Source organism: Methylosarcina fibrata AML-C10 (genome assembly GCF_000372865.1).
Taxonomy (GTDB): domain Bacteria; phylum Pseudomonadota; class Gammaproteobacteria; order Methylococcales; family Methylomonadaceae; genus Methylosarcina; species Methylosarcina fibrata.
Genome location: NZ_KB889965.1, coordinates 730,698 through 755,863 on the forward strand (window position 1 = coordinate 730,698; position 25,166 = coordinate 755,863).

The 25,166-nt window shown below is 49.7% G+C and carries 22 protein-coding genes and 1 riboswitch; of the genes, 7 read left to right on the forward strand and 15 right to left on the reverse strand.

Annotated features, from left to right (window positions below; all coding sequences use genetic code 11):
- Positions 1 to 25: 25 nt before the first annotated feature.
- Both A3OW_RS0103720 and A3OW_RS0103725 read left to right on the forward strand, forming a co-directional pair.
- Complete coding sequence (locus A3OW_RS0103720; RefSeq protein ID WP_020562081.1) at positions 26 to 1,336, forward strand: MgtC/SapB family protein; 1,311 nt, start codon at positions 26 to 28, stop codon at positions 1,334 to 1,336.
- A 192-nt stretch (positions 1,337 to 1,528) separates the two neighbouring features.
- Positions 1,529 to 2,002 (forward strand): recombinase family protein, encoded by a 474-nt coding sequence (locus tag A3OW_RS0103725; RefSeq protein WP_020562082.1) that lies wholly within the window; start codon positions 1,529 to 1,531, stop codon positions 2,000 to 2,002.
- On the opposite strand, the gene A3OW_RS0103730 is transcribed toward A3OW_RS0103725, so the two are convergent.
- From A3OW_RS0103730 to A3OW_RS0103755, 6 genes are all read right to left on the reverse strand, one after another.
- The gene (locus A3OW_RS0103730) at positions 1,985 to 4,948 is read right to left on the reverse strand and encodes a Tn3 family transposase (RefSeq protein ID WP_026223308.1); all 2,964 of its coding nucleotides are present in this window, start codon (positions 4,946 to 4,948) and stop codon (positions 1,985 to 1,987) included. The genes A3OW_RS0103725 and A3OW_RS0103730 overlap by 18 nt on opposite strands.
- Before the next feature lie 35 nt (positions 4,949 to 4,983).
- Complete coding sequence (locus A3OW_RS0103735) at positions 4,984 to 5,676, reverse strand: type 1 glutamine amidotransferase (RefSeq protein WP_020562084.1); 693 nt, start codon at positions 5,674 to 5,676, stop codon at positions 4,984 to 4,986.
- A 4-nt stretch (positions 5,677 to 5,680) separates the two neighbouring features.
- Positions 5,681 to 6,172 carry an HPP family protein gene (locus tag A3OW_RS26870; protein WP_083918127.1) on the reverse strand — a complete coding sequence of 164 codons (492 nt, stop codon included), beginning with the start codon at positions 6,170 to 6,172 and terminating at the stop codon, positions 5,681 to 5,683.
- Positions 6,173 to 6,246: 74 nt separating this feature from the next.
- Positions 6,247 to 7,449 (reverse strand): NAD-dependent formate dehydrogenase, encoded by a 1,203-nt coding sequence (locus A3OW_RS0103745; RefSeq protein ID WP_020562086.1) that lies wholly within the window; start codon positions 7,447 to 7,449, stop codon positions 6,247 to 6,249.
- Between the two features lie 110 nt (positions 7,450 to 7,559).
- Positions 7,560 to 8,498, reverse strand: coding sequence for a LysR family transcriptional regulator (locus A3OW_RS0103750; protein ID WP_020562087.1), 939 nt, complete (start codon positions 8,496 to 8,498; stop codon positions 7,560 to 7,562).
- A gap of 74 nt (positions 8,499 to 8,572) precedes the next feature.
- Entirely contained in the window at positions 8,573 to 9,127 is a 555-nt protein-coding gene (locus A3OW_RS0103755) for a recombinase family protein (protein WP_020562088.1), read from the reverse strand.
- A 141-nt stretch (positions 9,128 to 9,268) separates the two neighbouring features.
- On the opposite strand from A3OW_RS0103755, the gene A3OW_RS28170 reads away from it, so the two are divergent.
- The 3 genes from A3OW_RS28170 to A3OW_RS0103770 are packed head-to-tail and all read left to right on the forward strand — an operon-like array spanning position 9,269 to position 12,027.
- Entirely contained in the window at positions 9,269 to 9,430 is a 162-nt protein-coding gene (locus A3OW_RS28170; protein WP_198291282.1) for a helix-turn-helix domain-containing protein, read from the forward strand.
- A gap of 4 nt (positions 9,431 to 9,434) precedes the next feature.
- Complete coding sequence (locus tag A3OW_RS0103765; protein ID WP_198291359.1) at positions 9,435 to 11,069, forward strand: DDE-type integrase/transposase/recombinase; 1,635 nt, start codon at positions 9,435 to 9,437, stop codon at positions 11,067 to 11,069.
- Positions 11,059 to 12,027 (forward strand): ExeA family protein, encoded by a 969-nt coding sequence (locus A3OW_RS0103770; protein ID WP_020562091.1) that lies wholly within the window; start codon positions 11,059 to 11,061, stop codon positions 12,025 to 12,027. The genes A3OW_RS0103765 and A3OW_RS0103770 overlap by 11 nt, the downstream gene beginning before the upstream one ends.
- 476 nt (positions 12,028 to 12,503) lie before the next feature.
- On the opposite strand, the gene A3OW_RS0103780 is transcribed toward A3OW_RS0103770, so the two are convergent.
- Complete coding sequence (locus A3OW_RS0103780) at positions 12,504 to 14,180, reverse strand: terminase large subunit domain-containing protein (protein WP_020562093.1); 1,677 nt, start codon at positions 14,178 to 14,180, stop codon at positions 12,504 to 12,506.
- Between the two features lie 101 nt (positions 14,181 to 14,281).
- Here A3OW_RS0103780 and A3OW_RS23965 point away from each other — a divergent pair, with 101 nt between their 5' ends.
- Positions 14,282 to 14,542, forward strand: coding sequence for a hypothetical protein (locus A3OW_RS23965; protein ID WP_020562094.1), 261 nt, complete (start codon positions 14,282 to 14,284; stop codon positions 14,540 to 14,542).
- Between the two features lie 41 nt (positions 14,543 to 14,583).
- On the opposite strand, the gene A3OW_RS0103790 is transcribed toward A3OW_RS23965, so the two are convergent.
- The 5 genes from A3OW_RS0103790 to A3OW_RS26230 form a co-directional block, all read right to left on the reverse strand.
- The gene (locus tag A3OW_RS0103790) at positions 14,584 to 15,621 is read right to left on the reverse strand and encodes an OmpH family outer membrane protein (RefSeq protein ID WP_020562095.1); all 1,038 of its coding nucleotides are present in this window, start codon (positions 15,619 to 15,621) and stop codon (positions 14,584 to 14,586) included.
- Between the two features lie 137 nt (positions 15,622 to 15,758).
- Positions 15,759 to 16,136 carry a hypothetical protein gene (locus tag A3OW_RS0103800; protein WP_020562097.1) on the reverse strand — a complete coding sequence of 126 codons (378 nt, stop codon included), beginning with the start codon at positions 16,134 to 16,136 and terminating at the stop codon, positions 15,759 to 15,761.
- Between the two features lie 577 nt (positions 16,137 to 16,713).
- Entirely contained in the window at positions 16,714 to 16,857 is a 144-nt protein-coding gene (locus tag A3OW_RS28460) for a Mu transposase domain-containing protein (RefSeq protein WP_408605666.1), read from the reverse strand.
- Positions 16,858 to 16,965: 108 nt separating this feature from the next.
- Positions 16,966 to 17,973, reverse strand: coding sequence for a TolB-like translocation protein (locus tag A3OW_RS23970; protein WP_083918128.1), 1,008 nt, complete (start codon positions 17,971 to 17,973; stop codon positions 16,966 to 16,968).
- A gap of 327 nt (positions 17,974 to 18,300) precedes the next feature.
- Complete coding sequence (locus A3OW_RS26230; RefSeq protein WP_020562099.1) at positions 18,301 to 20,478, reverse strand: tannase/feruloyl esterase family alpha/beta hydrolase; 2,178 nt, start codon at positions 20,476 to 20,478, stop codon at positions 18,301 to 18,303.
- A gap of 80 nt (positions 20,479 to 20,558) precedes the next feature.
- Here A3OW_RS26230 and A3OW_RS29210 point away from each other — a divergent pair, with 80 nt between their 5' ends.
- Entirely contained in the window at positions 20,559 to 20,891 is a 333-nt protein-coding gene (locus A3OW_RS29210) for a hypothetical protein (protein WP_020562100.1), read from the forward strand.
- A 65-nt stretch (positions 20,892 to 20,956) separates the two neighbouring features.
- Here the strand turns inward: A3OW_RS29210 and A3OW_RS0103825 are convergent, their stop codons facing one another.
- The 3 genes from A3OW_RS0103825 to A3OW_RS23985 all read right to left on the reverse strand — a co-directional run bounded on the left by A3OW_RS0103825 (position 20,957) and on the right by A3OW_RS23985 (position 24,349).
- Positions 20,957 to 21,217: a choice-of-anchor tandem repeat GloVer-containing protein gene (locus tag A3OW_RS0103825; RefSeq protein WP_020562101.1), complete on the reverse strand. Its 261-nt coding sequence runs from the start codon at positions 21,215 to 21,217 to the stop codon at positions 20,957 to 20,959.
- A gap of 141 nt (positions 21,218 to 21,358) precedes the next feature.
- Entirely contained in the window at positions 21,359 to 23,014 is a 1,656-nt protein-coding gene (locus tag A3OW_RS23980) for a tannase/feruloyl esterase family alpha/beta hydrolase (protein WP_083918129.1), read from the reverse strand.
- 99 nt (positions 23,015 to 23,113) lie between these two features.
- Positions 23,114 to 24,349, reverse strand: coding sequence for a TolB-like translocation protein (locus tag A3OW_RS23985; RefSeq protein WP_232422325.1), 1,236 nt, complete (start codon positions 24,347 to 24,349; stop codon positions 23,114 to 23,116).
- 242 nt (positions 24,350 to 24,591) lie between these two features.
- Positions 24,592 to 24,666: riboswitch (cyclic di-GMP riboswitch) on the reverse strand.
- Between the last annotated feature and the right edge of the window lie 500 nt (positions 24,667 to 25,166).

Genomic DNA, 25,166 nt, shown 5'->3' on the forward strand with positions numbered 1-25,166 from the left:
TTAATCATTAAATTTTTAAAATAGCATGCAGAATCAATCTATTTTGTTGCCTACGATTATTTGGCCTTATGGTGAAACTTTAATTCGTTTGTCACTGAGTCTGGTATTAGGTTTGTTAATCGGGCTTGAGCGAGAAAGACGCGACAAAGAAGCCGGTCTTAGAACATTCGGATTTATTGGATTACTCGGCGGAATAGGAGGCGCAATGGGGGAAAATTTTGCCTTACTGAGCCTTTTCCTGGTCGGGCTATTGACGTATACCCTAAACATTCAATTATTGCATACTAAACAAACTATCGAGTTAACAACCTCCGCCGCCATGTTAATCACCTGTTTCGCTGGCATTCTATGCGGACAAGGACATACCATTTCTCCTGCAGCGGTTATGGTTATAGTCACCGCACTTTTGGCCTTGAAAGAACCTCTCAGCGGCTTTTCGGTCGGATTAACGGAAAGCGAACTACGTTCCGCACTACTTTTGGCGATTCTAGCTATTGTAATTTATCCGGCACTACCATCCGGTTCAATTGGTCCCTGGAAATTGATTGATCCAAGAGCGACATGGGTTACAGTTATATTAATTTCAAGCATAGGTTTTACAAACTATGTTCTTTTAAAGATTTATGGTATGCGAGGCACGGAAATTTCCGGTTTTTTAGGAGGATTGGTAAACAGTAATTTTACCGTCATTGAGCTTACCAGTCGCGTTAAAGATAACGATAAATTGGTCGACTATGCTTATAGAAGTATTTTGTTGGCAACAACTGCGATGTTAGCCCGTAATGCGATGCTTTTGCTCATCCTGGCACCAAGTGTTTTATTAAATAGTTGGTTGGCGTTCGTGCTGATGTTTTTTACAAGCGCGGTTTTGGTTTTGGTAAGCTATCGTAGTGATAGGGTCATCATCGAAAATGAACCTATACAATTAAAACTGGGTTTACCATTTTCTTTATGGATTGCATTGAAATACGGTTTTGTATTTCTAGTTATTCATATGTTTGGAACAATATCCCAAAATATTTTCGGAGAAACCGGGTTTTATACTGTGAGTATCATTGGCGGATTAATGTCGAGCGCCAGTGCCGTGGCCGCTTCGGCCAATCTTGCGTCACACGGAAGCATTTCGGCGGCGCTTGCAAGTAAGGCTTCGATATTGGCCTCGTTTACAAGCATTGCCTTTAGTCTTTCATTTGTTCTTCAAACCAGAAATGGTACTTTGATTAAAAAATTGGTTGCTTCTATGTTTTTTGTAGCCGTTGCAGGGCTTACAGGGACAATTTTTTCAGAAAGGTTCTTACCAGTATTAATCAACTTATACGAATCAAGGATGGGATAGCAATGGAACGGTAATTGTATTAAACAGGCTCGTATTAATTGGAAATGAAATTATCGGTTTTCTTGTTCCATTTCGGTATACCCATATGAATCAGCTCTATGAGACAGTTTATCTGTCTCAATAGGGTTGTTTTGCTAATTTTGATATGATACTGTCTAAGCCTCTAAAGGCTAATGAGACACTATCGATTTTATGGCTCTCTACGGGTATGCTCGCGTTTCCAGTAACGATCAAGATTTCACCTTGCAAGAACAAGCGCTTCGTGCCGCCGGTTGCGAAGTCGTTCGGGCGGAGAAAGCCACTGGCACCAGTCGGACGGGGCGGACAGAGCTTCAGGTACTGCTGGATTTTTTGCGTAGCGGCGACACCTTGGTCGTCACACGGATTGATCGATTAGCCCGCAGCATCAAAGACCTTCAAGACATCGTCTTTACCCTGAAGGCACAAGGCGTGACCTTAAAAGCCACCGAGCAACCCATCGACACCCGCACGGCGGCCGGCAAGGCGTTTCTGGATATGCTGGGCGTGTTTGCCGAATTTGAAACCAATCTGCGCCGCGAACGCCAGATTGAAGGCATTACTGCCGCCAAAGCGCGTGGCGTTTATCGAGGGGCCTGCTCACGAAACGGAAAAAATCGTACGCTAAGCTTATCGGCGTGTATTTAAAGGTCTAAACCCACCTTTTTCAACTTGTTTGCTTTGCTGCCAGATATAGTCGCCGGTCAGGTTTACGTGTTCCCATCCTAGCGGCGATAAATGTTTCAGTAGTTTTTCGTCGACTTCTTTGCCTGAATCCCGCAATGCCTGCACTGCTCTTTCCAAATAGACTGTATTCCATAACACTATGGCAGCCACCACCAGATTGAGACCACTTGCACGGTAACGCTGATTATCGAAGCTCCGGTCTCTAATTTCGCCCAGTCGATTTAGAAATACCGCTCTGGCAAGTGCGTTTTTTGCTTCGCCTTTATTCAAGCCAATTTGCACACGGCGACGTAATTCAACATTTTGCATCCAATCAAGCGTAAATAGTGTTCGCTCGATACGTCCTATTTCCCGTAACGCTACAGCCAAACCGTTTTGACGTGGATAACTACCAAGTTTGCGAAGCATAAGTGAGGCAGTGACAGTGCCTTGCTTGATTGACGCCGCCAATCTCAGTATTTCCGGCCAATGTGCGCGAATATGTTTCACGTTGATGCCGCCACCGATTAGGCTTTCCAACGTCGGATATAATTTCGGGTCACCATGAATATACAGGCGTTTATCGGCTAGGTCTCGGATTCGCGGGGCAAACCGAAATCCAAGTAGGTGCATCAGCCCAAACACGTGATCGGTGAAGCCCGCCGTATCAGTGTAATGCTCTTCGATCCGCAAATCAGATTCATGATATAGCAGTCCATCCAGAACATGAGTAGCATCACGTGCCGTGGCATTGATCACATTGATATGGTATGGCGAATACTGGTCGGAAATGTGTGTGTAAAACTGTACCCCCGGCTCCTGTCCATACTTTAGATTAACTTGCCCAGCAAACTGACCGCGACCACCGGCCTTGAAGTTTTGTCCATCGGATGAGGAAGTCGTACCATCCCCCCAGTAGCTGGAAAACGGTTGGCGGAACTGAGCGTTAACCAGTTCGGCAAGCGCTCCGGAATAGGTCTCGTCGCGTATGTGCCAAGCTTGTAACCAAGTCAGTTTGGCATAGGTCATGCCAGGGCAGGATTCCGCCATTTTGCTCAGTCCCAAATTGATGGCATCAGCAAGAATGGTTGTCAGCAATAGGTGTTGATCTTCGGCAGCCTCGCCATTTTTAAGATGTTTGAAATGGCCGGTAAATCCTGTCCAGCTATCGACTTCCAATAGCAATTCGGTGATTTTCAGATGTGGTAGAAGACTGTACACCTGTTGCATCAACGCTTCTGCTTCATCCGGAACGGCATTGTCCAACGGCGTGACCTTAAGACGTCCGCTACTCAAAATGGTAGCATCTGGCAATTCATTTGCCGCAGCAAGTCGTTCAACTGCCGCCAGTTGACGATCCAATTCGGCCAGCCTAGCTTTCAAGAAGTGTTCGCAGTCGGTTTCTACGGCCAAACCCAATTCGTTTTTCGCGAGTTGTGCCGTAAATCGCAGTGAAGGTAAAAGATATTCATCAAAATCCTTGAATTGGCGTGATCCTTGTACCCATATGTCGCCGGAGCGTAATGAGTTTTTCAACTCCGATAATACACATAATTCATAGAAGCGGCGGTCGATGCCGTCTGGTGTTTGCACCAGATTCTTCCAGCGCTTACGGACAAATGAGGTTGGAGCATCGTCCGGTACTTTGCGAGCCTGACGATCATTCATTCCTTTCAGTACTTCGACCGCCACCAATAATTCACGAACGGGGGGTGCGGCCTTCATGCTTAAAGAGCTTAACAAAGTTGGCGTGTACCGGCGAAGTTGATTATAGCCATCGCCAACCAGTGACAGATAGTCGAACTCTTCGGGTTGGGCTAATGTTTCTGCTTCAGCAAGACTCTCGCTGAACTTATCCCATGGAATAATAGCTTCAATTGCCGCAAAGGGATCTCCGCCAGATTCCTTTGCATCCAATAGAGCACGACCAATGCGAAAATACAGGCGCACTTTTTCATTGATCGATTTACCGGACTGTTGAAAGTGTTCGGCATGATGTCGTTTAGCCTTGCTAAACAACGTTCCCATGAACCGGTCATGCAAATCGATAATTTCGTCAATTAAGGTAGCGCGAGTGTCGAATATTAGCGCAACTAGGGTGGCATAGCGTCTGGCCGACTCTAAATCCCGTAGGTGTTGAGCGGTCATTTGCCCGCCTTCGCGGGCGAGTTTAAGCAATCTATTTTGATGAATAGCGCTTGCCTGGCTATTCGGCAACCATAGGTCTTGGATGGTTTTCAGCCGTTCCAAATGCGCCAGTATATGCTTTGGTTTTGGTGGACCTGGTGGTTGGCGAAGCCAAATAAGTCCACTTCCTTTCGTTCCGTCTCGAACTGTCAGTAGGGTATCAAGCGCTTGTCGATGTAGATCAGTTAATGATTGCGTTAGCGATTCATAAAGTTGACGAGTGCCTCGCGTGAGGGCTTCGCTACAGAGGCGTTCGATGACATCAATTGTTGGTATGATGATGTGCTGATTTCGCAGTATTTCGACTAAGAATTCCGCGAGTACGATGCCACGATCAGTTTGTTGAGCCAACTCTGCGAGTTGATGGACGAAATGTCGGTAATCGGTAGTATTAAATGGCCTTAACTTTAACAGCGCCTGCAATTCCATCAGGTGTTCGCGACGAGTTTCAGCTCTCTGTGCATATTTAGGCCAGGTACTTGGATCGATACCTAATTGCCTCCCCACTAACATCAACAGTGGCCTTGGCGGTTCCGAATCTATCGGAAGAGCAAAACCTGGGTAACGCAAATAACACAACTGAACAGCAAATCCGAGACGGTTATGTTCGCCGCGTCTCTGCCGGATTAATGACAAGTCATGCTCGGAAAAGGTGTAATGGCGTATCAGTTCGTCGTCTGTCAAGGGAAACGAAAGCAGGCCGCTACGTTCTGTGGGGGTTAATAAACTTCGACGTGACATATATTAATTGGGCAATCCCGCCCGCTAAAAAGGTGCTAGGAATAGCTGTGCATCAAGTATTCAAGTACTTTGCCCATAAAATCATTGATGATCTTATAGCTAATAGCCGGAGCGCACCGAATCTGCCGCTCGCTCTGAATAAAACGGTGAGTTAATAGTTCGTGCCGCCCATTTTTGAGCATGGTTGCCATGCTTTTTGGCGTCATTTCAAGATGAAACTGTAAGCCGATAACGCGCCGCCCAATCTGGAAAGCTTGGTTACGGCAGGCAATACTGCTGGCAAGCAGACGAGCGCCTTTGGGTAAATCAAAGGTGTCGCTGTGCCAATGGAAAACTTCCATAGTTCCAGGAAATACCAGGGAAGTAGCGGTTTTTTGCTGTAAATGCACCGGAAACCAGCCGATTTCCTTTTCTCTATTGGGGTACACTTTAGCCTCCAGCGCACTCGCAATAAGCTGGCAACCCAGGCAAATGCCAAGAACGATTTTGTTTTCTTGAATGGCCTTGGCTAAGAATCGCTTTTCGTCCGCCAACCAAGGGAATTGGTCTTCATCGTTAACGCTCATGGGACCGCCGAGCGCAATGATGAAATCAACCTCATCAAGATTCGGCAAAGAAACGGATTCCAAAAATCGTGTAAAAGTAACGGTAGCATGCCGATTCTCAAGCCAGGCTTCGATACAGCCTAAGCCCTCAAAATCGACATGCTGAAGTACGTGAACGCGCATAAAGTTACTGTGCCTTGCGGGATATTCTCGAATAAATACGCGATAGACATAGCAACACCAATGCACCACCGAGCGTGGGAAACCATAGGAACTGCCAATCTGGTTGGGTCAGAAAAATAATGACCGGATTGGAACCCGCTGGTGGATGTACGGTTCGGGTGGCGAGCATCACGGCCAACGCGGTACCCACCGCCAATGCCATGAACCACCAATCAGTACCGAGGAATTTGAGAAAACTCAGGCCGATTAACGTGCACAGCACATGCCCACCGATTAAATTGCGTGGCTGAGAAAATACCGCATCCGGAAAGCCAAACAATAAAACACAAGACGCCCCGAAGGAACCGAGCATCAGTGGTTGATCAGAAACTTGGCCCAAATACGCAACGCAAGCGATGGCCAAACTGGATGCAAGCCAAGCTACCAAAATTGCTGATATCGCCGGCCTTGTTGGAAGTGCTACGGCGCTCGTTCTGTTTTTACTTTTAAGCGACATGGATTTAGCTCGAAAACAAGAAGGGATGCGGGCAATACACCACGCATCCCTTGAGTTAGATCAAACGGTGACTATCAAGCTTTCTTGAATTTAGCCGCTTCTTCCGAACCCCCAGTAGCATTGCCTTTGCTGTAGGAATGAGCGCCGACGCCAGCCAACTGACCACCTTGCACGATCAGGTATTCGTCACGAATAGGACGACCTTCAAAGTAGCACTCCAGTATTTCGCGGGTACCGGCTGCATAACGGGTTTGCGCTGACAAACTGGTTCCGGAGATGTGCGGTGTCATACCGTGATTCGGCATGCTGCGCCAAGGATGGTCTTGCGGCGCGGGTTGTGGAAACCAAACGTCGCCGGCGTAACCGGCCAGCTGGCCACTTTCCAAAGCAGCAACGACTGCATCGCGATCTGCGAGTTTGCCACGGGCGGTATTGACCAGATAAGCCCCACGCTTGAACCATTTCAATGACTGCTCATTAATCATGTGCTCAGTTTCAGGATGCAGCGGACAGTTCAAAGTCACGACATCGCAGACCTTCGCCAGACTTTCCAGGCTGCTGTGGTAGGTCAAATCCAATTCCTTTTCCACATCTTCCGGCAGACGATGCCTATCCAGGTAATGAAGCTTGACGCCAAAAGGTTTCAACAAACGCAATACGCGTAAACCGATACGGCCAGCAGCCACGGTGCCGACGCTCATCGCTTCAAGGTCATAGGACCGCGAAACGCAGTCGGCAATGTTCCATCCGCCTTTCAGCACCCAATTGTGGGATGGGATGAAGTTGCGCACTAACGCCAGTATCGACATCACCACATGCTCCGCCACGGCGTTGCTGTTGCAATATGTGACTTCGGCCACGGTGATATTGTTTTCAATCGCTGCTTGCAAATCGGTATGGTCTGAACCGATACCGGCTGTGACTATCATTTTGAGTTTCTTCGCTTTGGCGATACGCTCGGCGGTCATATAAGCCGGCCAGAACGGTTGCGAAATCACGATTTCGGCATCGTGCAGTTCGCGGTCCAATACGCTGTTTTCGCCGTCTTTACTGGAAGTCACGATCAACTCATGGCCGTTGGCTTCCAGATATTTGCGCAGGCCCAGCTCGCCGGATACGCTGCCGAGCAATGCGCCGGGCACAAAATCGATGGCTTTGGGTGTCGGCAGGGTTTGGCCGTCGGGATAAATTTCCGGCTGCGGACAATCGTCACGCGCATAGGAGGTTGGATAGCCGTCGACGGGATCATCGTAAAGAACTAAAACAATTTTTGCCATTTTATTGTTACCTTGGTGTTTATTGGGTGGCTGAGCGTATCTGCCATGGCAGCACGCCCCGATGTATCCCGGCCGGGTAACCGTATTGTTTGCTTTAGAAGCGATGGCGTCTAATCGTTTTGAGGTATGGTTTGATAACTAACAGTTATCAAAGAGTCGAATCGTTGTTGCAAATCCAATTGTTGGGCTATGTTCCAAGCGGCGTCTTGTATGGGGGAAAGTAAATCTTGGCGGCGAATGATTAATCCCACTTCCCTCGATAGTTCGGGGGTTAATGGTATGGCGGTTACGTCTTGATGTGTCTCGAACTGGTTTAACATGCTGTGCGGAACCACGCTGTAGAGACCCGCACTGCGGACATGTGCATATAAAGCAAAGATTGAGTCGGTTTCCAGCATGACCTTGGGTGTGACATCTGCATCGCGGAAGGCGGCATCGATCAGACGACGGTTTTGCATATTCTGCGTCAACAAGCACAACGGCAGCCCCGCCACGTCACTCCAGTTTAAATTGCTTTTAAGCAATCGAGGCTCCGGATTACGAGTCAGCAGAACATGGCGTTCGCGGTATAACGGTAATGTTTTGAATCCTTTAAGCCTGGGGTCGTCGAGATAGGTCAAGCCCAAATCCAGCTCAAAACTATCGAGCTGACGTATCAGTTCTTCGGCGCAAAGTGAAACCAGTTTGATGGATATGCCTGGATGCTCAGACTGGCACGGCTCGGTCAATAGCGGCGTAACAGCCAAGGTAGTGGGGATGGCGCCTATTCGCAAAACGCCGGTGAGTTGTTGGCTATATTGAGTTGCGGCTTGCCGCAGGCCTTCCCAGTTTTGGGCTAAAATTCTTGCCCATTGCAAAATCCTCTCGCCTTCTTCGGTAAAGCCCTGAAAACGCTGTCCGCGCTTAATAATGGTAATACCGAGTTCTTCCTCAAGATGTTGGATCGCGGTAGACAAGGCTGGCTGAGAAACATGACTGATTTCAGCGGCCCGGCCGAAATGTCGTGTCTTTGCAAGCGCGAGCAGATAATGAATTTGACGAATAAACATGAAAGATCAAGTGACGGTAAGCTAGAGGCTGGTAAAGATCAGAAATTTCACAACCTGAATAGCCCACATCATTATCATTTGTGCCGTGCAAGTAATCGTGAGACTGTTGCCGGGTGAACATCAAATAGTCTGGCGGCGTCGGCTGCGGTTTTTTGGCCAGTATTCACAAGAGTCACAATTTCTTGTTCTTGATGCGTTTTAAGTTTGCGACGGCGACCGCCTACACGACCTTGCTCCCGTGCGGCATTTAACCCATTACGAGTGCGTTCCCGTAGCATGGCACGCTCGAACTCGGCAAAAGAACCGACAATCTGCATCATCATACGGCCACCCGGTGAAGTCGTATCTATAGATTCCGTTAGGCTTTGAAATCCGGCAGAAGCTTGTTCAACTTTCTCCATCAAAGTCAGAACATCTTTTAAGGATCGAGACAATCTATCTAACTTCCATACCACCAGAACATCATCTTTGCGGAGTTGTCCGAGTAAGCGATGCAATTCCGGTCGATCCCATCGACCGCCACTAGCCTTCTCTTCAAATATAAGTTCACAGCCAGCAGTTCTAAGCGCATTAATTTGCGCTACGTTGTCCTGTTCTTGTGTTGAAACCCGTGCATAACCGATGAGCATAATTGCGTAAACCTATTGCTAATTAATATGATTATGCAATATGTTTATGCAACGAGCAATCCCTTTGTTTTCGGGAAGAGCTTTTTTGTTGCGCAAACGTTCGTTTGTGCAATTAGCTTAGCGTACGATTTTTTCCGTTTCGTGAGCAGACCCCATCGAGGCCGTAAACCCTCAGTCGATACCGCCGAAATCAAGCGTCTGCGCGACGAAGAAAAATTGGGCGCCACTGAAATCGCGCGGCGCTTAGGCATCGGTCGCGCGACGGTATATCGCGCACTGGCGAGCGGTGGACAGGAAACGTAGGATTATTCCGGTCGATTCCCTGCTGCAATTACGGCAGCGGCTCGACCGCTTGCCGCCCAAAAGTCCGGAACGCGCTAACCAGATTGCGGCGGTGGCCGATTTATACGGCGTTTCGACCACGACCGTCTATCGGGCGCTAACTGACTTCCGCAAACCGCACGCCACACACCGTGCCGACTATGGCAAATCTCGTTTGCTGCCGGCGGCCGACTTGGAGCGTTATTGCGAACTGATTGCGGCGCTGAAACTGCGGACCACCAATAAACAAGGCCGGCACTTATCGACCCAGCAAGCCATTCGGCTCTTGGAAGACTATGGTGTGGAAACTGCCCAAGGCTTGATCAAATCGCCTAAGGGCTTATTGAAGCGAGCCACGATCAACCGCTACCTGTCGGCTTATCATCTGGATCATCCACGTTTGTTACGCGAACCGCCCGCCGTGCGTTTCCAAGCCGAATTTAGCAATGATTGCTGGCAATTCGATATGTCGCCCTCCGATCTCAAGCATATCGACAAACCGGAATGGATCGATCCGGCCAAGGGTCAACCCACCTTGATGTTGTTCAGCGTGGTCGATGACCGTAGTGGTTTCTGTTATCAGGAATACCGCTGCGTGTATGGCGAAGATACCGAATCGGCCCTGCGCTTTCTGTTCAATGCTATGGCCGCTAAAGCCGATGCCGGCTGTCCCTTTCAAGGCCGGCCCAAGCTGATTTACCTGGATAACGGCCCGGTCGCCAAAAGCCTGGTGTTCCAGAATGTGATGCTGGCACTGGGTATTGAATGGCAAACCCACATGCCGGCCGGCAAGGATGGTACGCGTACCACTGCACGATCAAAAGGCAAAGTCGAACGACCGTTCAGAACTGTCAAGGAAGCCCACGAAACTCTTTACCACTTCCACAAACCGGAGACCGAAAAACAGGCCAACGAATGGCTGTTGCGCTATCTGCTTCGTTATAACGATCAGAATCACCGCACCGAGAAACATTCCCGCTTGACCGACTGGCTGACCCATTTGCCGGCGGAGGGCCTACGTGAAATGTGTAGCTGGGAGCAATTCTGCCGCTTTGCACGGGAACCCGAAACCCGCAAGGTGGGCGTCGATGCCCGGATTACAATCTCCGGCACGACATACGAAGTAGAGCCCGACATGGCAGGCGAGACCGTCATCTTGTTATGGGGACTCTTCGACGACGAAATGTATGTCGAGTACGAAGGCGAAAAGTTTGGGCCTTACTATCCGATATCCGGTCCTATCCCGCTGCATCGCTACCGCGCTTTCAAGCATGGTAAAAACGTTGCGCGTGCCAACCGTATTCGTACCTTGGCAAATCAACTGGCATTGCCGATTTCGGCGTTGGCCGGCGATGACATCCGCTTGACACCGACGGACATGACGGTAGAACTGCCGAAGCAGCCTTTCGAGTCCCCAATACAGGAATACCAGTTTCCCAATACAATCGCCGCCAAACTGGCTATTGCTGATGAATTGGCCAGGCCACTGGCAAAGCTTTCGCCCTCTCAGCGAACGGCTATCGATCAGATTTTGGCCGAAACCCTGACGCGCAGCGTGGTGTTGTCACGCGTGCGTAGCTACTTTCGTGAACAACAAGCAGGAGAAGGACATGCGGGTTGAAGTGACGCAACATTTTGGGCTGACACAGCCGCTAAGCCAAGCCGGTTATTTCGAAACCGAACTACACAAGCAATTGCTCAAGGACATCAAGGGTGCTATCCAGGAAGGCAAGCTCATCGCGGTCTGCGGCGTGGTCGGCAGCGGCAAGACCGTCACCATGCGGCGCTTGCAGCAGCAACTGAAGGACGAAAACAAAATCACCGTTTCGAAATCACTGAGTGTCGATAAGCATAGCGTCAAATTGAGCACTTTGATTGCCGCCCTGTTTTACGATCTGGCCACCGACAAGAAAGTACAAATTCCGAAAGGCGAACAGCGCGAGCGGGCATTGCGTGAACTCGTGCGCAAGAACAAGCGACCGGTGGCCTTGTTCGTCGACGAAGCGCATGACCTGAATGGCCACACCTTGATCGGCTTGAAACGACTGATGGAGGTGATCGAGGATGGCGATGGCCGTTTGTCTGTCGTGCTTTCCGGCCATCCAAAATTACGCAACGATTTGCGACGGCCGACGATGGAAGAAATTGGCTTTCGCACCGATGTTTTCAATCTGGATGGTATTGCCGGCAGCCAGCGCGAATACATTCATTGGCTGCTGAAATCCTGCACGAAAAACGAGGCGCCGGTTGAATCGATCCTGACGCCGGACGCCATCGATCAGTTGGCCACGCGCTTGCGGACGCCGTTACAAATCCAACTGCACTTGGCATTAGCGCTGGAAGCTGGCTACCAAACCGGCGAAACGCCGATTTCCGCCGACCTGATTGAATCAGTGCTTTCACGCCAACTGGATGACCTGGAGCCGACTTTGGCCCGCCACGGTTACCGCATCAAGGACCTGGTCGAACAATTCGACGTCAAACCAGCGGAGATCAAGGCGCTATTCAGCAATAACCTGGACGCTACGCGTGTAGCAGAACTACGAGGGCAATTTTTGGCGGCCGGTTTGCCGATTTGAAGCCGGATTTCATTTGCAAATAAAGTGAGTCCAACAAAATCAAATGCAAGCCGGAGCCAATGAATGCAAGCTCATTTGCATTTAATCTGAGCCGGACGGGATTTTCAGTTGCAGTTAATTCGAGCCGAAATCGGCGATAAATGCGAGTCCGACCGTTTTGAAACGCGAGCCGTTACAGGTAAAGGTTCGCCCGCTTGTTGATGACTTTTTTAACCGCGTTGACCTGAAAAACTCGAAAGCTTTCAGGTTTTGACCACCGCTGTTTAATCAGTCTCAACGTTTCTTCACTTTGCTGATCGTGGTAGTAATTCATCCACTTATCAGCGCGCGCCTTCCTCGCCGTTGATGATTTGACGATTTTTAAAAATTCACTGTTTGAGTTGCTTAATCTATCTAACATAGTATTTAACAGCTAAAAATATAGCAGCTATATAATAATTGAACATTGTTTAATTTGCAAGAAAAATTTAACAATTTCAACGCGGTAGGGTATGGGCGCCGATATTTTTTAACTTGGTTTGGACGAATTCATCAAAAGAAAGAGGGGTTAAACTTCCCCGCGCCAAATAGCTTTTATACAGATTGTGGGCGGTTAACATGCTTCGGCAGGTTTCGGCGCAAGGCGGTATCATTTCCCCATCGTTGAGTAAACAAAGCCGGATGGCCGGGCCGGAGCCGTGGCAATGAATGCCGTTAATTTCGTAGGGGTTTAGCTCGAACTCACGCAAGCTGTAGACTGCCCACGCCAATGAATAAACATGGTCGTCATGGCAACCTTTGGCGGCTTCGAACCGTGGGGCTTGTTGTCCGTTCCGGCCGGTCGACGCGTTCACGATCCGGTATTCAAGCGTTCCCATTTCCGAAAGCAACTTTTCAAAAGAAGGGTGAATATGCAACCTGCCTTCGGCGGCCGCGTTATAGAGCGCAACAAATGCGTTTGCTTGCTTGTCGGCCGTAGCATGGACAACTTCATGATCAAAGGGCTGATCACCGCACCACGCCGCTATATCTTGCGAATTGTAAGATTCAATAACGGCACGGGTTAAGTTGAATTCTTTCCGGTAACGGGTAAATGCCTTACGAATGCCGGCCGCACTGGAAAAGCTGATTTTGTCCGATGCCAATACATAATAATGATCGTCTTCCCCTTGCAGCGTTTTGATAACACAAGTTGTTACCGTGTTGTCGCCGTGCACCGAAAAACCATAAGCCCGGTCCAATCCGGCACCGACAATATAAGCCGCACCGCCGACAATGCTGGGAATGTCTAAACGGTATTTATCCCGGCACTTATCCAATACTTCGGGCGGAAATAAAGAGGATTGGCCGCTTGTCCATTGGTTTAAATGCTGTTGCGCGAATTCGGCCGGCAACATTTGCGCCGCCCGGCTTTTTAACGCACTTGGCTTAATCCAGTGGGGTGCATTGTCCATTGCATCTTTCAGGTCTTGATATTGGATGTGACTGAAAAACAGCGTTTCATCGTCCCCGCGTTCGGCAATGCTGTAAAGCGCGAATAGGGGAGATGAACGCGGGCCAACAGTGGAATCAATCAAAACAAGGCCGTCTTCAGTGTCGATGGTGCTTGAGGCTACAACTTGGTAACTTGCATCATTGGCCGCCGCATGCAGTTCCGATACTTGAGCAATCGTTAATTTCTTACCATACAGCGCCGCCGGATTGTTGGAATAACCTTTGATGATGTTATCGAGTGCCGGATATTGAATTGTGCCGGTATCGGCAATAATGATTGAACCCGACTTGATAAGGTCGGCAGTGTAGGGCGTTTTCCGGAGAATAGAGGCGACGGTTTTAAAGGCGGTATCAACAATCTGCTTTTCACTGTTTGCAATAATGCCGATTGTTTGAGTTTTACGGGTTAGGAACCGCCAAACGATAATTAAGGCAGTAACAAGCGTTTTGCCGTGTCTACGTGGCCAACAAAAAACGATGGTGCGGTAATCGCCGTCGATTGCTTTTTCGATTTCCGCTCTTTCCAGTGGTCCGGGTGCGTAGACTTCGAAACCGCCTTTGGACGACGGGACAAGCGGCTTAACGTCTTCCAGCCATTGAAAGAAACCGGCCGAACCGTTCCGCCATGAGGTAACTTTCGAAACGGCTTTCGCCGTCGAGCTCTTTTTTTCCTTGTGCATAAAAATTCCGTGAAATTAAACATTGTTCAATTACATGAATTATAATGCTTTTTTGTATATAATTCTAGCTGCTATATTATTGATTACGAAAAAGGAAAACTATGCAAACATCAAAAGACGGCCGTTCGAAATACGCAACCGGGCGAACGCATCAATTCGCGACGCGGGTAACGGAAGAATTCCACCGGGAATTTAAAACAGTGGCCGCAAGGGAGGGGCTGAGTATGACCGTTCTACTTGAAAGGTGCCTTGATGCCTATTTGAAACAAGACGGCAAAAATGAAACCTTAATTGAGCACTTCAAGCGGGCAAGTAAGGCGGAAAAGAAAGAGTTATTAAAGTGGGTAGGGATTGAAGATTAGGAACGAAATTTTCAATCTTAGATAACTTTACAATTAAGAAATTACTCGTCTTTTTCTTGTATCTTTTTACCTATGTCAACCACGTTTTCAACTCCTTTCTTAATAGCGCTAATAGTTGAACTAGTCATTAAAGTGTTACTTTTGGAATTTTCAATACCCGACACAAGGAATGATGAATCGCGGGTAATATTCCAATGCTCAAATACTGACTTAACGCTCTCCCAAGTTGCTCCTGCTCCATATGTTCCTAAATAGAACTTACCAAAATTAATGGCATGCTGACGTTCGATATTTCTAAGAGCTTCATGCATATAAGCCTTGCTGAACATCATCGAGTATTTTGCTAAAGCAAAGATAATACCTAGTCCCACTAAGCTCTTTGCAGCTAAAAAGCAAATGAGCATCCATCCAATATCCTTATTCCCTATTATTTCTTGAGCTCCTTTATGCAAGGAATACAAAAGCATGATCAAGCCTACTAAAATACTAACTCCCCCTAAGAGTGACCATCCGAAAGAAGTCCAATAAAAAAGGTTTTCCTTCTTTTTTAAAGCATCAATTGCATCATTTACATATGCGGATGACTTTCCTTCAATTCTCTGTTGGATATCGGCATGATATCGCAGTTTTTCCTCAGCCAATTCTCTTAAAGCTTCTTTGTATTTTTCCTCAAAATCCCTTTTTTCGTTTAATGCATGCTCGCGAATTTGATTCAGAGTCGACTCATAACTGGCAGAACGACGTTCCATTTCAACTACTCGCCGCTGTAATTCGGATTCTCTATTTACAAATATTACTTCTCGCTCTTGTAATTGTTTTTGTAGTTGTTCTTCTCTGGCGATAAGTTCTTTCCTCATTCGCCGCAATTCAGTTTCTTTAGCCTTTAATACTAACTGCTGGTTGTTTACATCTTCAATCAGTATTTTTTCTTTAGCAGCAAACTCTTCTTTTAATTCTTGGCTAAATTTATCGAATTTTATTTTTAATTTCTCAAAGAGCTCAGAGAACTCTTCATTGTTGAAATCTTTAGATAGTGTAAGTAATTCGCTGATTGTCTGTGGAGAAGGTTCTTTAGTCATTGTAAGCTGCTAAGAATTAAAATTAAAGAAGATGGGCATTGACTATTTTTATATAAATAAAAACCCAAGTTATCTTAATTTTTAAAATCTTCGAAAATATTTCTTCATAAAATTTTTTATAAAAAATATATTCAAAATTAAAACTCACCACTGCCTATCGCAAGGGGGCGGTTAACATACTTAGGTCCCCTGTAAAGAGATTTACACGATTTACAATTCCAAGAGTCATTTTCCCCGCCTTGTAGTCTTACAAGATGTTGCTCAACATCATAGCAACGTTGGCAAAAGGGACCATCTTTACCGTTGTCGGAAACTATCCAATAACTCGGCTTTTCATAGATCAATTCTCCCTGTCTTTTTAAGGCTGCTTCTAACTCCTTGATTTTTGCTTTTAAATCTAGGTTTTCTTCTTGTAGCTCAAGGGCTCCTGCTCTTAATTCCATTATTTTTTCTTGGGCCTCCATAGTGGCTCCTTTTTTCATTAGATCCATTATTTCGCTGTATTTTGGCAACATCTACATTCCTCCTTTAGTTAAATCAGTATACAGCGTAACACTAAAGCTATGCGGACTAAAAACGATTTTACGCAATTACAAAAATGTGCTACAAAATACAACAAATCCACTCCGTTTTTCCGGGGTTATGTCTTGAGATGGCAGATTCGAAGAGCAAGCAAAGCATTGAAATTTTTTTAAAAAATTCAATGCTTTGCTTGAGAGGCTGAATGCGCCGGACTCGAAATCCGGTATACGGTTTGCCGTATCGAGGGTTCGACTCCCTCTCTCTCCGCCAGAAGAATTAAATATAACAAGCAGTTACTAACTGTTAATCTTCAGGTCGGCTGTTGAGCCGACACCTACTTCTAACGCGTGTTCACAAATATTCACAAGTGAGACCCCTCTGTACCTCAGATCGCGATGATGAGGAAAACGTGCCGCTTGCCGATCCGCTTGATCTTGTTTGAATACCCGGTCTCGAACGACACGGATCGAGGTGGGCAATTTCCATTATTGATACGTCGCCCCATGGTGTAAGGGCGTTAGGCTTTTTTCCGATATCGGCAGGGTGCCAGGTATCGCAGATCAATTGATCCTAGTCAAAACGGCGCGGATGTTCGGCAATCAACCGATCCTCGACAGCCATGCGTAGCCGATCCGCCGTCACCCGCACGGAAACGACCCGGTTTGCCCATTTGGCCGGCGCACTGTAGCGGAATAATTCACCCTGACCAGACAGGTGCTCGAGACGCGCAGAGTTTTCTCCGCATAGCCGTCAAAGCCAGCGCCGATCGCTTTTAATGGATAAGTTCTTAGAGTTGAGTCGCGGCTTGTTGCTTGTCGCAACTTACCACATGCGGCGCACGAAGACATCCGAAACGCCATTATTATCCTCCTCGACCAAGTTGCTGGAAGTGGAACCAAACGATATGTAGCGGCCGCTGGCGGAAATAGAAGGGGAATAACTCAATATTGCTTTATTGTTTGCCGCCTCCGGATCATCCGATACGATTTTTGTCACGCCGGTTTTAAGGTTATACACGACAACATTCGTAGTGTAAGAACAAAACCCAGTTGAACAGCCCATTAGTGCTCCTGCGCCGTAAGTGGATGTAAACGTCACAAAACGACCGTTGGCGGAAATGGAAGGGGAATAGACGGGGAAATAGCCGTAAGGCGTGCCTCTCACACCATCTAAGAACACGCGCTGGGTCACGCCTTTTTTTAGGTCGCGCACGAAGAGATCCGAAAAACCATTGTCGTCTCCCGGGACGAGATTACTGGCATAGGAATAAAACGCAACATAACGCCCATTGGCGGAGAGAGCGGGAGTTTCGAAGTCAACACCGTAATTAGCTTCTATCTCTTCGCTACTTACCGATACCCGCTGCGTTAGGCCTTTTTTAAGGTCGCGCACGAAGATATCGGAAGAATCATTGTGATCCCCCTCAATTAGATTACTGGCATAGGAATAAAACGCAACATAACGCCCATTGGCGGAGAGAGCGGGGTAATAGCTGATGCTGTTGCCTTCCACCCCCGTATTATCTACCGACACGCGCTGAGTCACGCCTTTTTTAAGGTCGCGGACGAAGATATCGATAGCATCATTGCTATCCCCTTCAACCAGATTGCTGGCAGAGGAATCAAACGCCACATAGCGGTGTTTAGCGGAGATTGCGGAACTATAATTAGAACTAGGAGAATTACCTTCCGCCCCCGAGCTGGATACCGATACTCGAACTGTTAGGGGTGGGGCGGCCAATGCGATGGACACAGTCGCCAGAGCCGAGAGCACACAGCCTGCAAGTGACAGGAGAGTTAGTTTTCTTAAATAAGTACCAAGTGCTGTCATAACTGATCACCGTTTTCTTGTTATTGAGTTAACCGCCGCTAACCCGACTGCTTGCTTGCCGTGAATAATCCTGACGACGTCCACCTTCGGCACCAGCTTTCTTTTGAAGATTGGAGGCTTTCCGCTTCTATCTTGCAATAGGTTTGGTTTTAATAAATCAGATCATACTCAAACTTCCAATGGATTCTACTGAGGGAGCATGTCTATACAAATCGTCGAATCAAACTCTGAGGTAACATCGAATTTTTTTATTTTCGGCTCTTGCTCTTAGTGCCCAGTTTTTTCTTTGTTTTAGCCACGACCCTTATCCAACTTATCCTTTAAGCATTAAGGCGCATTCAGCACGTGCACGGTGACTTTGTCCGTCTTGCTGTCGATGGCTCCGTCGTTGACCGTCAGACTGAATTTATAGCTGCCCTTGGCGGTCGGGGTAAAGTTCGGGGTGGCGGTATCGGCTCCGTTCAGGATGATCGCAGGACCGCTGATTTGAGTCCATCGGTACGTCAACGGCGAAGGCCCGGTGTCGGCATCGACGCTGGCGCTGCCGTCGAGACGGACTTCGGCGCCGACCGTGACCTTCTGTTTCTTCCCGGCTTCCGCTTTCGGGGCCTGGTTGATCGTGAAGACCGCATCGCTGACGTCGCACAAGGATTCGTCGGGCTTGACGCAGACCTTGAACAGGGCCTGTTTCGAAACATAGCGGTTCTTCGGCACCTTCCAGGCTTTTGCAACGGTATTTTTCGGCGAAGCGATCTTGGTCCAGGTCTGGCCGTTGTCGATCGAGAGGTACAGCGCCAGACTGAGTTTGTCGTCGAGGTGGCGCGAAATCCAGGTGATGGTCTGTCTGGATTTCTCGTTCCAGACTTCGCCTCCGTTCGGACTCTGGATCAGCACAGCATTATTTTTTCCAGGCTTGCACTCGAAGTTGGCCGCGTTGTCGGTGCTGCCCTGTCCGCTATAAACCGCGACGTTCGGGTAGGGGCAGAGGGGCCGGGTTTGAGTCCCACTCGTAATAGCCTTTGATGCGAGGATCGTCTCGGGCGCCACGCCGTTCTCGACCCAGTTCACGACGTAATCGAACGGATTTTGCGGCAAGGGCCCGGTATTGATCCCGTACCCGCAATGAGCAACGCCGGGGGCCATGAACAGCCGAGCGAACTCTTGAGCATGCGGGTAATCCCCACCCAGTTTATTGACGACCTTGTCGTAATAGTCGATGGTGCCTTCGGGCATGATCAATTGATCGGCAAAACCGTGCCACAGAATCAGCTTGCCGCCGTGGTCGCGGAAGACAGCAAGGTCCGGGTTGTCCGTGGCCGTTCCTCCTTCCTTCATCTGATCGATGGTTTTATCGAAGAAGGCCTTGAAGTTGCTGTAATCCAGGACTTGCCAATCCCACGAAGGGTCGAAATAGACCCAGTACCGCGGCTGTTCTATCGCAACCTGAAACGGATCCGGGCCTGCCAGAGCGGACAAGTCGGTGCCGCGAACTTCGCCGTACCACAGGCGCTTGTTTTTCTTTTCATTAGTGGAGCCGTACCAGATCTTGTTGATCGCAGCCGCCTCCGAGGCGGTAAGACAGGTATTGTCGCTTGCCGTACAGCCAGCGCTGGCCAATTCCTCCGCACCGTAGGTGCAGTCCCTTGGATCGGTGAGCACGCCGTCGACCACCCCGTCCAGATCGTCGCAGGCGGCAACGGCCGCGTTGGTCGCCAGGGTAAGTTTGTCAGGTGTCACGGCTCCTCCGTTTTCCAGGCGGCTTGCCATTTGCGGCCAAATCATGGCGGCCTGGAAGCGGTCAAAATGGATTGCGGGAGCGCCGGCCAGAATGCCGTCATAATCCTCGGGATAGCGCTGCGCCATCGCCAGGCCCTGGCGGCCGCCGGTCGAACAGCCGTTGAAATAAGAGTAGCCGGGCGGCGTCCCATAGAAAGCCTGGGTCAGTTGCTTGCCGATGACCGCCATCAGATGTATGGACCGATAAGCGAAATCCATCTGAAGCGGAATGTTGGGATTGCCGGGCGACGACATGGCAAAACTGCCGTCAAGAGGTGCAACAGACGGATCGGAATAGATGCTGGTATGCCCGGTATCGGTGGTAATGCCGACATAGCCCGACGCCGTCGAGGCCGGAATGGTGTTTATTCCTGCGTAAACACTGCCGCCTTCCGATTGCAGACGCCCATTCCAGTTCCCGCCCGTCGGAAGGCCGATCCAAATGTGGATAGCCTCGGGCACGAGAACCTTGACCAGGCAATACGGAATACCGGTGTTCGTTGTTTCCGGAGCCGCAGACTCGATGGTGGCGGCAAGGGAAGAGGAATCATCGGTGACCAGGCCCACAGATCCGACGCCGGCCATACTGCATTCCAGAATAGGGCTGGGGCCCGCCTGGCTGACGGTCGTGAAGACCAGCAGCGCCAGCAGGCTGACGGTTCCGGCGCAGTAACGCACTTTTTTGCCGAAGAGATCGGAGTTTTCCGAAGGAATTTGGGCAAATCTCATAATTCTCCTTTTTACTAATTTTACGAGTTAGTCTGACGACCATTTTGCGTTATAACTCGTTCGAACGAAAGACGGATAGCATGAAAATCGGCCCGTTGTTTCGTTTCTTCTTATGGCGTCTTCTTTACCTGGACGGTGACTTTGTCCGCTTTACTGTCGATGGCTACGTCGTTGACCGTCAGACTGAATTTATAGCTGCCCTTGACCGTGGGGGTAAAGCTCGGCGTGGCGGTATCGGCCCCGCTCAGGGTTACGGTCGGTCCGCTTATTTGAGCCCATCGGTAAGTCAGCGACGAAGGACCGTTGTCGGCATCGACGCTGGCGCTGCCGTCGAGATGGACTTCGCGGCCGACCGTGATTTTCTGTTTCTTGCCTTGAAGACGATGCCGCCGCCATTGACCGTAGTGTCATAGAAAGTGCCGTCGCTGGCCTGAATCAGTCCGGCTTGAGGATTCTTTCCGCCCTCGGCTCCGTCGAATTAGTGCAGCATAGTAAAGTTTCCGGTGGCACTGATCTTGAACACCGTTCCGGCCCCTTGGCTGCCGCCGTAAACCGTGGTGCCGTAGAAGTAGCCGTCGCTGCCCTGGACCAGCTTGCCGCGGGGCGTTCCTTCCGGCTTGCCCAGAGACTGAAGCACTTGATATTCGTAGGAGGCTAGGGCGCTGGTTGAACCCATCAGCCAAATCAAGCAGTTCAGCATGACGCCGATCTTCGCTCGGGAAAAAGGAATCGTATTCATAGGGGCCTGCTTTTTGATTATTCAGTTCGTGGCGTGACTGTCCAGGCCGAGGAACAAAATTCTCAGCCTGGACTTTCTTATCGCTTTCGCAGATTTAGAGCCACGCCTTTGCGGCATGGCAAGAAACCTTCGTCGACGGCGCTATTTTATTGGCTTGTCGTGAGGATAATTGTCTTTTCCCCGTTTGCACTCGAAGTTGGCCGAGTCATTGATGCCGGTGCTGTCCTTCCCGGTATAAACCGCGACGTCAGGGTAGGGACAGAGCGGCCGGGTTTGTGTCACTACCCCGCTCGTAGTCTTCTTTGCTGCCAGGATCGTCTCGGGCGCCACGCCGTTCTCGACCCAGTTGACGACATAACTGAACGGATCTTGCGGCACGGGCCCGGTATTGGTTCCCGTGTCTCCACAATGACCGACGCCGGGCGCCATGAACAAGCGGGCGAATTCCTGCGTATGCGTATAACCCCCGCCCAGTGTGTTGACGACTTCGTCGTAATAATCGATGGTGCCTTCGGGCATGATCAACTGATCGGCAAACCCGTGCCACAGGATCAGCTTGCCGCCGCGGTCGCGGAAGGCGGAGAGGTCCGGGTTATCCGTGGCTGTTCCTCCCGGAGCCATCTGGGTGATTGTGTCATCGATATAAGACTCGAAGTTGCTGTAGTCCAGCTCCGTCTTCCAGTCCCAGTTCGGGTCGAAATAGACCCAGTATTTCGGCTGCTGTGTCGCAACCGGAAATGGGTTTAGAGCTCCTGCCGGGGATAATGTCAAGGCTGACAAATCGGTGCCGCGAACTTCGCCGTACCACAAGCGCTTGTTCCCTTTCTCGTTGGTGGAGCCGTACCAGATCTTGTTGATCGCGTTAGCCTCGGTGGCGGTAAGGCAGTCTGTGCTGTTTGCCTTGCAGGTCTTGCTGACCAATTTCTGTGCGTCGTAGGTACATCCGCGTGGATCGGTGAGCACGCCGTCGACCACGCCGTCCTGATCGTCGCAGGCGGCCACGGCCTTGCTGGTGGCCAGGTCGAGCCTCGCCTTGGGTACCGCTCCTCCATTCTCCAGAAGGCTTACCATCGGCGGCCAGAGCATGGCGGCCTGAAAAACGTCAAAGTTAATTGCCGGGGCGCCAGCCAGAATGCCGTCATAATCCTCGGGATAGCGCTGCGCCATCGCGAGCCCCTGGCGGCCGCCGGTCGAACAGCCGTTGAAATAAGAACGGCTGGGTGATGTTCCGTAGAAAGCCTGGATCAGTTGTTTTCCGATGACGGACATCAGGTGCACGGACCGGTAAGCGAAATCAATCTGAACCGGAATGTTGGGGCCACCACCGGACGGAAGCATGCCAAAACTACCGCTAAGAAAAAAACCGGAATGTCCGGTATCGGTTGTTATGCCGACATATCCTGACGACATCGAGGTCGGAGGGGTGCTCGCCCCCCCATAGACACTGCCGCCCTCGGACTGCATGCGCCCATTCCATTTCTCTTTCGTCGGTAGGCTGACCCAAATGTTAATCCCTTGAGAAACGGAACTATTAGCCGGTTGAGGCGGCACGTGAACCTTGACCCGGCAATAATCAATATTATTGCTCGTCTGCGATGTCGCTTCCTCGATAGTAGCGGTGATCTGGGGGACATCATCCGTAACCGGATGCAGAGATGCGAAGGGCGTACTGCAATCTATAGCGTAGCCGACGGCCGTAAAGCCCAGTAGCGCCAACAGACTGAATGCTCTGGCGCAGTAACGCGCCCCTTTACCGAAGAGATTGGAATTCTCCGGTGGTATTTGGGTAAATCTCATAAAATTCTCCTACTGATTAAGTGATTTTCCGAATGAGTAGCACAATCAGCCACCCACTGAATGGTGCAACGTTAAGTCGCAAATATCATAGGCCTCCGCCTACCACAGGCGGCTTACGAAGGCGTCATAGACTCCGTAGCCGCTGGCTCCGCCATTGTTATCCCCCGGAACCAGATTGCTGGAATCGGACGAAAATGAGATGAAACGACCCGTATCGGAAATACGGGGACGTTGACTGCCGAAGTAGTAATAGTCTCCCGCCACAGGATCAATCGAGGCCAGTCTTGTTTCCCCGGTTTTCAGATCATGCACTACCACATTGGTCGTTATGTAGTAATAAGAATTAAGTTCTCCGCCATAGAAGGAGGTAAATGCGACATGACGGCCATTGCGGGAAATTGAAGGGTCGTAGCTTAAGCCTACCTGAACACCCGAACTATCAATGGAAGCGAGCTTCGTCTCACCGGTCTTACGGTCGTGTATGAAGATATCCGTCCCCGGATAGTCGTAACCTACAGAGTAAAAACCATTGTTGGTATCCCCTTCCACCAGATTGCAAGCATCGGATTCGAACGCTACGAAGCGGCCGTCGGCGGAAAGAGAAGGCGAACCACTATAAATAGAAAACCAAGCACCGGCACAATATTCCGAAGGATCATATCCGGAAATGCTGGCTTCTTCTCCAGAGCTGCTGATGGAAACTCGTTCGGTCACCCCCGTTTTCAGATCGCGAACGAAGACATCCATTAATCCGTTGGTGTCTCCATCCACCAGATTGCTGGCACCGGATGTAAACGTGACGAAACGGCCGTCGGCGGAAAGGACCCGTCTGCTGTCATATGAACCGCTACCATTGTTGCCTTCCACGCCGGCGCTGTCGACGGAAGCCCGCCGCGTTACGCCGGTTTTCAGGTCGCGCACGAACACGTCGCTGACACCGTTGGTATCGTCCGGCACCAGATTGGCAGCATTGGACGAAAACGCCACGAAACGGCCGTTCGCGGATAGGGAGAAGCCATAGTTTGCGGGGTAACCCTGCTCGTCCGAGCTATTGACGAAAATCCGCTGCGTCCGGGCCTTTTTCAGGTCGCGCACGAACACATCGGCAACGCCATTGGTGTCACCGGCGATCAGATTGCTGGCCTCGGATAAAAAAGTCACGAAGCGGCCGTTGTTCGATAAGGCGAGAACGGAACTGCCGCCCTTGCCCTCATTGCCGGCGTTGCCCAGCGAGACCCGCTGCGTCAAACCGGTTTTCAGGTCACGAAGAAAGACGTCCTGAACCCCATTGTTGTCTACGGAGACCAGGTTACTGGCGGACGAATCGAACGCCACGAAGCGTCCGTCGGCGGAAACGGGGCCGTCAACGCTTGACGCATTGCCTTCTTCGCCGGTGCTCGATATCGAGGTGCGGATCGTTAGCGGGGGGGGGGGCCGAAGTTGCCGCAAGGGGCGTCAGAGCGGAAAGCAAACCGCCGGCGACAGCCAAGGGAAAAAGTCTGCGGGAGAGAAAAATTGATTTGTTCATGCTTCACCGCCTTGGGTCTCATTGTTCGGTGGCCATGACGCTGGTCATAATCGGCAGCCCGGCTGTCCCATGGGGATCCGCGGCTTTCCGTCCCTACCTTGCGATAGGTTTGGCTTTGATAAATCTATATAAGTTTTTTACTCTATTCTAAATAACTTTTCAACTGAGCATTTTACTCATCTTTCAAATCGCTCGAACGAACGGCTGCGCAAACTCCTTCGCCTTATACTGATCAACCCGACCAACTGTCGGCTGAGAGATCGCTCTGTTCGGCTACCCATTCAAGAGAATTTACACACAAAGATCATGCCAATAATTCAATAAGAAGAAGTAGTTAGTTTTATCAGCTATTTGATTGGAGTTATCGGCAAATCTCTTTTGCAAAAGGCGACATCTGAGACACTATTATGTCTCATAATTGTCTCGAAGTTGTCTCAAGAGACAGATGTGAGACGGTTTTTGGACGGGATAGAAGTTGGTCTGGATCTTTACTTTCTCCAGCTTTTCACTTGCGGGCTCGAGTTCGTCCGGCAAAACACGACGCCGGATTCAGGCTTATCCATTCGTACTGACAGGTGACCGTCACGATCCCGAATTGAAGCGAGTAAAAAATAAGCGCGCCAT